The sequence below is a fragment of the Hydrogenovibrio sp. 3SP14C1 genome (assembly GCF_029625905.1).
Lineage (GTDB): Bacteria > Pseudomonadota > Gammaproteobacteria > Thiomicrospirales > Thiomicrospiraceae > Hydrogenovibrio.
In genome coordinates, this window is the sequence record NZ_JARTLM010000098.1 from 1 (window position 1) to 275 (window position 275).

Consider the following 275-nt stretch of genomic DNA (forward strand, 5'->3'; position numbering starts at 1 on the left):
TGATTTAATTCCATTGTCTTGGAACAAGAAAGTGATGGTGGAGCGCTATGGCTAAGTCTGGATTTAAATCATCAATGCCTTCTGTCACAAAACCAAATGTACGCCACCGTTGACCAAAGAATTCAACTTCCTTGTCTTCCCAATCATGGGTATCACCTTTTGGAATTCCTAAAGTGTACACAGCTTTTTTTCCTGTTAAATTCAGCTGATTAATGACGTCATCAGATAAGGCTGGAGCGACTAAAACATTATCAACTAGTATCTCAACATCTTTT

At 38.2% G+C, this 275-nt stretch carries 1 protein-coding gene; it reads right to left on the reverse strand.

Annotation, left to right across the window (positions count from 1 at the left end):
• Positions 1-4: 4 nt before the first annotated feature.
• Positions 5-275 (reverse strand): hypothetical protein (locus P8629_RS11795; RefSeq protein ID WP_278166315.1); only part of this gene is annotated, 271 nt, incomplete at its 5' end.